Source organism: Shimia litoralis (genome assembly GCF_005518135.1).
GTDB lineage: Bacteria > Pseudomonadota > Alphaproteobacteria > Rhodobacterales > Rhodobacteraceae > Shimia_E > Shimia_E litoralis.
Map to the genome: position 1 here is coordinate 1 of NZ_SULI01000040.1, position 9,183 is coordinate 9,183.

The following is a 9,183-nucleotide window of genomic DNA, read 5'->3' on the forward strand; positions in this document are numbered from 1 at the left end:
TACACATGGGTCATTTCTCAGTGACAATTCTGACCTCTACCGGGTCAGTTCTCAGTGACATTCAACAATTTCTGGCGCTGCTCCAATAGGGTTTGATCATGTCCCCATGGTACAGGCGATCTCAGTTTAAGATCATCAAAAATATCGGGAAGCGCACCGTCGCCCGACAAGTCTTTAAAGATTAACGTCAAAAAATCTGCAACCTGCTCGGTGGCCAAAAGCCCTCTGGACCGATCTGGTGTAATCACACGAAACGGACCTTCCTTTATCCACGATGGTAGCGCCTTAACAAACGCCTGATCGGCCATTGCTGGGTTCCTGGGGTCTGTCGCGACTGTGGCCTCGTGACTCCACCTAAAGAGCTCGATCAATTGCAACGCCTTGTTGCGGATGGGATCTGCATCCTTCGGTTCAACATCTGGCGTCAGGAAACCAACGAGATCCTTGTAGGCTTGCTCGATCGCACGCGCCCAGAGCAACAAAGAGCGAAGCTGCGAAGACGACAGATGAGCTTCGCCTGAGCTCGTGTAAGAAAATACATGTTCATCACTAAACCACTCCACAATCTTGGCAACAGCTGGCGTCGTCCGGCCTGATTTCCAATTGTCGAGGGTACGTCGTCTTTCGTCGTCGTACTCCCCCCAAAGTCGATCTAGTGGGCCGTCAAGTTGCTCTAACCACCAGGACAGCATTGTCTCGACTGGCAAAATCAGCCGATCTGGGTTCGCGGGATCTTGGTGCGGTAAAAACCAAAGATCGTCTTCGGGCATTTGAGGCAAAATCGGCTCATCCTGGCACCAAAAACCCCACGTTCTGCCAAGGGCAGGCATAACGTCGAACGCAAGAAGCACCCAAAGCGCCTGCTGTGGAGTTGCCGAGAATGTTCGTGTGTGGAGCTCAAGGGCGTCCAGGCACTCCATTTGCTTGTAGACTTGTTCAAATGCGTCGCCCCAAAGGCTCGATGAAATTTCCTGACCCCAAGACTGCCTAAGCAGGTCAAGCAACTCGGACGTACGCTCAAGCGATCCCTTTTGCTTTTCATTTCCAAGTAATTGCATCCGATTTCCCGCATAGCGGCGGCGTTCCGTGTGCTGCCATTCCGGAGAGGAAAACAATGACACAACGTAAAGGAGTGCGGAGGTTGAAGTGGGAAGTTGGGCATTTGGTAGAGTGTCGGACACGGTCACACCTCGGCCTGTTGGCGATGTATCCTGGATAGTTCAGCCTTCACGTTCCGAAACGCCCGTCGATCGCTAGGAGTTCGAGAGAATACCAATAAGCCGCCGCCTTCCAAGAATAGCTTTGCGTGTTTCTTTCCAGAGACATAGCGTGCCCCCGACTTCACTTCCTCTGCAATCACCTTGTTCAACTCTTTGTCTTTTGAATAATACACTTTGCACCTCGATAACGGGATGGCGGCGCAACCGCCATCCCAATCAGTTCTTCAGTAGCTGTGGGGGTAGTGCCTTTTGCAGCAGCCTGTGTGCATCCTGCACACGGCTGACTACAGGCTCCTTATTTCCCCTTAGGCGGATTGTTTCCGCGACCAGAACCAGACTTGTTGCCGGTGGTTGACGGGCCGTTCGTAGGGCGTGGGTTTGCCATTTTCTTTTCCTTTTCGTTGGTTCATTTTCCGCCTAGCAACGGAACGTCGCCAAGCGTTAGAAAGAGATAATCAATGCTGCACCCACCCGTAAGGAAATCGGGAATACAGTCGCAAAACTGATTTTGTCGGCGGCAAAAAATGGTCGTGTGGTCATACCCGCAGCCCCGCAGCACGAACCTGTTCGGGTGTCACAAGCTTTGACGAGATCAAATCTTCGATCTGCCGGTTGGTGATGTGGCGGCACAGGGGGTGGCGTTCGTGGATCCACCCGGTGAGGCTGGCACGCCCTTTGGCTTCGGCCTCTCGCGCCTTCTCGCGGTCCGCCTGTACCTGGGTAAGCCCCTTCTCCCATCGACGCATCTTGAACCAGTTGTCCGAGAAGCAAACCTTGCTGCGTGTGTAGCCCTCGCTTTCTTTCGCGTAGGCTTTGACCGTCTGGAGCAGGTCATCGGGCGCAATACCGGCCTTCAAGGCCGCTGCGACCAGACGCAGACTGGTCCGCCGGTCTCGGATCCTGTCCTCGGGGTAGGCGGCCAGAATCTTCTCAGATTCAAGATCTTCAACCTCCTCCCCCGCCTCGCGCCTGCGCGTAGGTGGTTTATGGATGGTTTTAGGATGGTTTGGGGTCCACCGTGAACCCCCTACCCCGGTCACAGTGGGCCCCGTACCGGGTTCAGGCTGGACGGGGTTCACAGTGACCCCCGTCCCGATATCGGGTTCGGCAGTGGTTTTCATCGAAGCCACGCGTTCGAGGACAATGCGGTAAATGACCGTGTAACCGTTCTGGCATTGCCGCCGCCCCGTCTCGATCAAGATGCCTTCCCGTAGGAAGTCGATGATGGTACGTTTGACGGTGCTCTCGCTAAGCTCTGTGTGGCGCTGGATCGTTCCTTTGGAGCACCAGATGCCCGAACCATCATCGCTCGCCTTATCAGCCAGGAACATGATGATCTGCTTGCGCGCGGCACTGCCAAAGCGACGCTCGGCGCATTCATTTGCAACACGCCAACTCATAATCTCACCGCCAATTGGCTTGAGGTCAGGCCGAAATTCGAGTACTGATGAGGGTAGAAAAGTTCTTTTATGCCGTTGAGGTGGGTGGCCGCCCCCTCAGCGGTTTTTCTTTGCCTTTTGACCTGCGAAAAACCGTTTACCTCGGCCTCGTAACCTATTGAAAAGTGCCCGTGAACGAAACAAGTCCGTTTACAATTTTTCCCTGTTAAATCAGCGAAAATTTCCGGATTGCAAATCCGTGTACACCGGTTCGATTCCGGTACTCGCCTCCAATAAAATCAATGGGTTACGTTTCTCTCTGCTCATTGGGTATCACCTCGGGTATCAGTTTCTCGTTCTGTGCTTGTTCTGTTCGTAGTCATTTGCGCTTTGCTGCCGCCTGTCGCGCGCGCATGATTTGGCGGGCCTCCCCCGCATATTTGATGATCATCTCTTTGGATGTATGGCCGCTGTAGCTGGCGATTTCATCGTCCGTGCAGCCCGCCCACGCCAATTCCATCACGCCCCGATACCGCAAGGCGTGTTGGTCAAAGGCCATCAGGCCCAACCGTTTACGCTCTCGAACCATCACACGTGCCATCGCGTGATAATCCATCTTCGAACCATCAGCCCGCGTCAGGATGTGGCGCGATGGGTGGGGCGCGAACCCCAGATCGGCCTTCGCAAAGTCCAGTGCCGTCTTGAGAGTAATCGTACAGGGCAGTGAAAGGACGGTATCTGTCTTATTCTGGCGCAGCTTGAGGGTGTCGCCGTCATAGTCGCCCCACTGGAAGTCCACCCAGTCACCGGGGCGCTGCACACTCCCCACGCCGATCTCAAAAATCAGGCGGGGCAATGGCTCGCCCTCTTCCCGCATCTTCTCCACCGCCCAATCTGTCCACGGCAAATGCGGTTTCTTGCGGTCCTTCGGAACCCTCAACGGCTCAATATCAATCGCAGGATTGTCGCCGCGCCAGCGTTTGCGGACCGCCATTTTGGATAACATGCTGATCGCGGTCGGGATGTAGTTGGCAAACCGCACGCGATGCCGGTTCTTTTCCATGGCGTCATAAATGTCGGCTTGGGTCAGGCGTGCCACGTCAGCGCGCCCTATCTTTTCGGTCAAATACTCAAAAACTTGCTCAAGGTCGCGCCGATAGCGAGGCGAAAAATCTTTCCATTTGTCCGTCTCGCGCAGCGCATCAATCAAAGCGCCCCATGATGTCTTGGAGACCGCTTTCTTCCCACTGACGATCTCCCAGTACTGCTGGTCGAACTCTGCCGTGCCTTCCTCCGCCGTGATCCGCCCCAGATAGAACATCTTGCCGTTGACGCTCTTACGCACATACCAACGGCCAGACGGATGCTGCCAAAGGTATTTCTTGCGTCGGCCTACCACTGAATTTGATCCCATAATCCTGTCACATCTCCACCTGAAATTCGCTTGAGCGTTTCAGTATCCCAACGAACAACGCCGGGCGCAATTTCATGCCCGGGCGGTAGGTGACCTTCATCGACCAAAGCCTTGAACTCGTTCGTGCGCAAATCGAGCAACCGCGCGGCGGTCGTCTCGCTGGCCATGATGGGTGTTTGCCCTGCCCGGCTCATGGCTTGCTCGCGCCCGAACGCTCGTCAGGTTCCACCATATTCCGCGCGATGTAGTCCTGAACCGCGTCCTGCGGCAGTAGGAAATTAGTCCCGTTCTTGAGGAATCGAATGCTTCTGGTGGCTATCAACTTCCTGATCCGCTTCTCAGGCCAGCCGCTATGAGCTGCCAATTCTCTCGGGGTAAGCAGGGAACAATCGTCCATAGTTCTTTCCTCTTTGGCATTTAGTGATATCAATAGAAAGAATACGCAACAAAAGGTTACGTAAGTCCAGATATGGGAACATTTGTCCGAATGTCAACTGTATTGATTGGAATTGGCCAAAGGATGCTGAGCGTACGCAGTCAGCTTGGCTATCCTCAAAACAAAGTCGCAGCGATCCTGGGGATCGCTGACAAATCTTATAAGAATTACGAGCTTGAAAAACGGGAGCTGCCGCTCTCGATCGCAGTCAAGTTTTGCGAGGAGTTCGACAAGAACCTCATGTGGCTGGTGTATGGAAGCTCCGTGCCTGACAGTGAGCAGTCCGCTCGTTTAGCCGGGGAAACCGCGCAGGCTGTGTTTGATCATGCGCAAACGAACAAGAGGACGTTTTCCAGCGCGGAAATACAAAAGTTCTCACACTACATCTTTGAGCAAGCCCTTTCGAAGGGTACCTCGCCGCAAAGCGAGGCAAAGCTGTTCTTTTCGGCCATTGGCTAAGGCGGACAACCCGATGAAACATTTGAAAGACCCCAAGACGCCAATCAACAAATTCGCCAATTCTTTGCGCGTGATGGGGATTGTCCTACTGGTTGTCACCAGCGTTGGCTTCATCTCCTATCGCTCTGAAACCGGACACTTTTGGGACATATACACTCTGTTCCTGCTGCACCTTGGCGTTGCCGGGGCTATCCTCGCATTTATTGGCGAAGCGCTATGGAAAATACTGCTGACAAACAGCGACGTCTCGCGCCGTAAGTTCTATTTCTATGGCGAAGAGTAGTTTTGGCTCTTATTGGCCGATAGTATGCAGGATAAAGTCAAAAACGGGCCTGGCGGGTTCGAACGCCGCAGGCGGTAGAGCGGGAACTATTTCCTTAGCAAAGGTTGCCTTGTCTCCCTTGAAGCGCTGACAATCGCCGGGGCGCGTCGGGTCGATTTCAAAATGTGCGCCTACTCCAGGCGCATCACGAAAAAGCAGCTCCATGGGAAAACTTGACTTGCTTTTATAATGCTCCCCGGTGGCTGCGTTTACAACTTGTCCGTAGCAGCTATGTTCCTCGGAAACTGGCAACATCAGGTTGTAGCCGTCCACTCCATTCCGCTTTTTTGCCAAACAACGCGAAACATCGTTTTGAACAACTTGACTGTGGTTCATGTTCCATTCGTTGTAAGCTTCATCCCAATCATACAACGCAAAAATTGTGCGCCCCTGATTGTCTTGGTAGAATTCGTTGCTTCGCATCAAACGGCCAAGTGTTGTGCAAGAAAATGCGCTCAATATCTCAAAGGGCCGGTTCACCTCTGCTCCATACAACTTGCGCCAAGCTGTTTCGAAGATGATTTCGTCCGTTACTCCCTCAACCATGAGTACTGGCCCATTGGTGTTCTTGAGATTGTGGTAAATGTTGAGGCGCGCCTCACGCTCACTAAACGTAATTAGCCCTGCCGAGAGTGACTGAACTACTGCCGCTTTATCACGCTGCACTGCCGAGACGTTGCCATCCGCAATCTCAAAAAGGCGTATCTGCGGTTCGTTGGCCTCGACGATCGTCGAAGCACTGTGACTGCTGAGTAGAACGTGATTGGTCTGCGCCGCTTCGGTGGCCGCAATGTCTTCTACCTGCTTGAGAAAGCTAAACTGCCACTCCGGGTGCAGAAAGGAGTCTGGTTCATCGAGGAGAGTGATGCAGTTACGGTCCTTGAAGAATTCCGTGATGGCAAAAATGTAAATGGATTGGAACTGACCGTCGCTAAAATCTCCGACAAGGATCGGCCTTCCGTCGCCCAAGCCGATCGGAATGGACAAGCCCTCAAACATGCCAAGTGTTTTCAGGTTGTCGAATTGGCGAAAAAGATCAGACGACGACGCGTCGGCAAACTCTTCACGGAAGAGCTCAAGGTTAATGCGGATAGTATATCGATCTTGCCCACGGTCATAAATCGAGTCTCGTGTGAACTCGCCCCTAACACAGTTGAGCAACCGTTCAACGAATACGAGTGATTGGCCCTTCGCCCCCCATAGGAACGAAGCCACATCGCCTACCTCGACATCGCTGTGCTTAAACCTGGGCGGCGAAAGCCGAAGTGTGACGGTTTCAGACGTGACCTCGATCCCCAGCTTCTGGCAGATGTAGCGACGGGCCGCACAATCGTCAGGCTGCATTAGCAGGATCGAAAGCAGCATCTCCTTGTACTCCGCGCCGATGCTAATGAACTCCCGCGCCTCCTCGCCGGTCCATTTGCGGTTCCGGCGGGCGTAGGCCCGGGCGTACTGATCTACGGTAGACGTGATTTTGTCGCTGTGACCGGAATAGTAGATGATCACGTTGTCGGGTGTCAGCGCGTCGGCGATTTTCGAACGGTTCGCACCGTTGACCTGCAACTGGCCACCCTCACGACGTACGCGCACATCATCGCCATCGATCTCGTAGAACAGATCGAAGTCAAAACCGATCCTGCTGCGCCGCTTCGTCGAGGCGAAGACGAAGTTGAAGATTTCCACCAGCGCCTCGAAGAAGTTGGACTTACCCGTGCCATTCTTGCCGACGAAGATGTCGAGGAAACTGTCGCCGTCAAAGGTGAGCGTGAAGTCGCGAAGGTTCTTATATTCGCTGATCCAGACAGATTTTAGGCGCATAGATTTCCCTTATGTCTTCACGAAGGTCAGTTGGGCGTCGAGGATAAAATAAGCGAGGATCGCGGCTTGGGCTTCGAGCGGTTGGTCGCGGATCATCTGCAGAACCGGATCGCGAGGCCTTCGTTTCTTCTTCAAGAACTCAACCGTCTTCTCAAGCAGTTGCCGATTCTCAATCGCACTTTGCGCGCGCTGCCCAACGACCGGAAGCCAGCTATCAAAGCTCTGAAACTTTCGTTCAAACGGGTGCGGTTCTTTGGAATACACGTAGCCAAAACTATCATTCGGCTTGAAGCTGACGTGATGATCCTTCGTGTCGTCCGGCAAAATGATCTCATTGGGCGCGAACATGGCCGAGGCCTGGGACACGACCGTTCCGGCGCTGTAGGCGTCCGAGAATTCCTTGGGTGTGTGTATTTGGCTGGTCACGTAGAAGACGGCGTTGCCGAGCGCTTCGAGCCCCTGCAGCGCCTTGTGTTGGCGGTACTTGCCATTCTTGTGCAGGTTCATGCGATAGACCTTCGGGGCCGCGTAAAGACCGTCCTGTATCTCGCGCGCGCTGTTGCGCACCAGAACGTAGGAGCGCTTCAGCTGGATAAAGAGCGGCGTTGATCCATCGAGGGTGACCTCGACGTCATAGCCTTTCGTCGCCTCTGCGCCTTGGCTGATGAAGTCGGGGGCCTTGGGGAACTTACCACCAAGCACGTAGTTTTGTTCCAGCTCGCGCAGGAAAGCGAACCCAAAGGTCAGCTCAGTGAAATCAGGCCAGGGCATGGGCAACCCTCGCGCAAAGTAGGGAGGTTGAGTTAACTTGGTTAGGGCTCTTATGCTCGCAGCACCAGACAGACGTTAGATACATGTTATCTCAATGAATTTGGGAGGTAAGGGTATCAGCCAACTGAACGGCGAGCTTGCTCGAGAGTTCGGCTTTCGAACGAAGCAAAGCACAACATTTCAATAGATCTTCCACTCTTTTGACTATGCGAAGCTGCTCAGCGAACGGGGGCACTGGCGTTGGTGCCGCCCTGATGAGACCAATGTTTAGCGTCGGTTGCGCCAACACTCGTGTATCTCCCCTGAAGCCGCGTTGCATCAAGTCGCTGCGCAATAGCAGGAGCACATATTCTTTCGATAACTCAGTCGCAGGAACGATGCGACAGACTGCACGAGCAATGTTTGCACCCTTCCAACTTACAGGTGCCACACCGAGTTTCCCAATACTGCCCACGACCCCCATGAGTATTTCGCCCCCCTCAAGGCGAGTGCGAGCATATTGTTCGTCAACCTCCGGGAGAATTGATTTTTCAGGCAGTTCTTCCGGTGCATCAATCGAAAGGTCTGCGATCCTTACGAACGGCACTCCGCCGTCAGTATCTTTTCCGGGAACAAGAACACCGTATGCAATTGGTTTGTCTGGTTCAATAAGTTCATCGAACTCGACCATCTCCCAGCCTTCTGGTAATTCAAAACCAACCTCATCTGAGCGGTTCACAGAAATCTGCCCTCGAAGTTTTGCTTTCGCTCGTCGTTTTGACTTGGTGTCGCGTTTGGTGATTTCTGCGAAGATGGATTTGGCTGGTTCATCAGTGCTTTGCTGAGAGCCCAACCGACCCGTTACGCCAAGCTGGACAATGGTTCTTTCTAGTTTTGATATGCTCTCTTCAGTCGTAAACAACGTGTCAAAGTGGGTTTCGATGCGGGTCCAGTTTTGGGTGAGCTCTTCGGGGGATTGGCTGTTGGTGAGGGTGGCGAGGCAGGTTTCGACGAGGGTTTGGTGCGCCTTGAGGCTGTCTTCAGCCTGCCGCTCCAACGCATCACACAGCGCCATCAGCTCATCCACCTTGGCTACGATGCGGTGTTGTTCTTCGAGCGGCGGCAACGGTACAATGGCCATACGGGCCTTCTCAGTACCAAGGCGTGGCAAGTTCATCCCATGAGTGGAATCGTCCGCGTAGCGAATGAACTCCGGCGATTTAAGAAAGAGCCTTAGAAAATCGGAAGATACCTCTCCAAACGCCCTCATTGGGATCATCTCAGTCGTGCACACACCGTCTTCGTCAGCGATAAGAACTGGACCTGTCGCGTTTTAGTGCCGCCCCAAGTGCTCGTTTAAGCCACCTTTCGTTCGAAGGCGACAG

Annotated in this window: 9 protein-coding genes and 1 pseudogene; 2 read left to right on the forward strand and 8 right to left on the reverse strand. The window is 53.6% G+C overall.

Annotated elements, in window-relative coordinates; genetic code table 11:
- Positions 1-44: 44 nt before the first annotated feature.
- The 4 genes from FAP39_RS16920 to FAP39_RS16935 form a co-directional block, all read right to left on the reverse strand.
- Positions 45-1,187, reverse strand: a complete 1,143-nt coding sequence (locus tag FAP39_RS16920; RefSeq protein WP_138017556.1) for a hypothetical protein — start codon at positions 1,185-1,187, stop codon at positions 45-47.
- 569 nt (positions 1,188-1,756) lie between these two features.
- Complete coding sequence (locus FAP39_RS16925) at positions 1,757-2,620, reverse strand: hypothetical protein (RefSeq protein ID WP_138017557.1); 864 nt, start codon at positions 2,618-2,620, stop codon at positions 1,757-1,759.
- A 358-nt stretch (positions 2,621-2,978) separates the two neighbouring features.
- Positions 2,979-4,013, reverse strand: coding sequence for a tyrosine-type recombinase/integrase (locus FAP39_RS16930; protein WP_246059241.1), 1,035 nt, complete (start codon positions 4,011-4,013; stop codon positions 2,979-2,981).
- Positions 3,992-4,207 carry a hypothetical protein gene (locus FAP39_RS16935; protein WP_091428970.1) on the reverse strand — a complete coding sequence of 72 codons (216 nt, stop codon included), beginning with the start codon at positions 4,205-4,207 and terminating at the stop codon, positions 3,992-3,994. Before FAP39_RS16935 ends, FAP39_RS16930 begins: the two co-directional genes overlap by 22 nt.
- A 293-nt stretch (positions 4,208-4,500) precedes the next feature.
- Between FAP39_RS16935 and FAP39_RS16945 the strand changes: the two genes are divergently transcribed.
- Together FAP39_RS16945 and FAP39_RS16950 are read left to right on the forward strand one after the other, a co-directional pair.
- Entirely contained in the window at positions 4,501-4,908 is a 408-nt protein-coding gene (locus FAP39_RS16945; protein WP_138017559.1) for a helix-turn-helix domain-containing protein, read from the forward strand.
- 13 nt (positions 4,909-4,921) lie between these two features.
- Positions 4,922-5,191, forward strand: coding sequence for a hypothetical protein (locus FAP39_RS16950; protein ID WP_138017560.1), 270 nt, complete (start codon positions 4,922-4,924; stop codon positions 5,189-5,191).
- A 9-nt stretch (positions 5,192-5,200) separates the two neighbouring features.
- On the opposite strand, the gene FAP39_RS16955 is transcribed toward FAP39_RS16950, so the two are convergent.
- The 4 genes and pseudogenes from FAP39_RS16955 to FAP39_RS17955 form a co-directional block, all read right to left on the reverse strand.
- On the reverse strand, positions 5,201-7,048 hold the full coding sequence (locus tag FAP39_RS16955) for an ATP-dependent nuclease (RefSeq protein WP_138017561.1): 1,848 nt from the start codon (positions 7,046-7,048) through the stop codon (positions 5,201-5,203).
- A 9-nt stretch (positions 7,049-7,057) separates the two neighbouring features.
- Complete coding sequence (locus FAP39_RS16960; protein WP_138017562.1) at positions 7,058-7,819, reverse strand: hypothetical protein; 762 nt, start codon at positions 7,817-7,819, stop codon at positions 7,058-7,060.
- 91 nt (positions 7,820-7,910) lie between these two features.
- Positions 7,911-8,537, reverse strand: coding sequence for a restriction endonuclease subunit S (locus FAP39_RS17950; RefSeq protein WP_281280274.1), 627 nt, complete (start codon positions 8,535-8,537; stop codon positions 7,911-7,913).
- 300 nt (positions 8,538-8,837) lie between these two features.
- Positions 8,838-9,113, reverse strand: a pseudogene (locus FAP39_RS17955) (restriction endonuclease subunit S); the annotation flags it as partial.
- Positions 9,114-9,183: the final 70 nt, after the last annotated feature.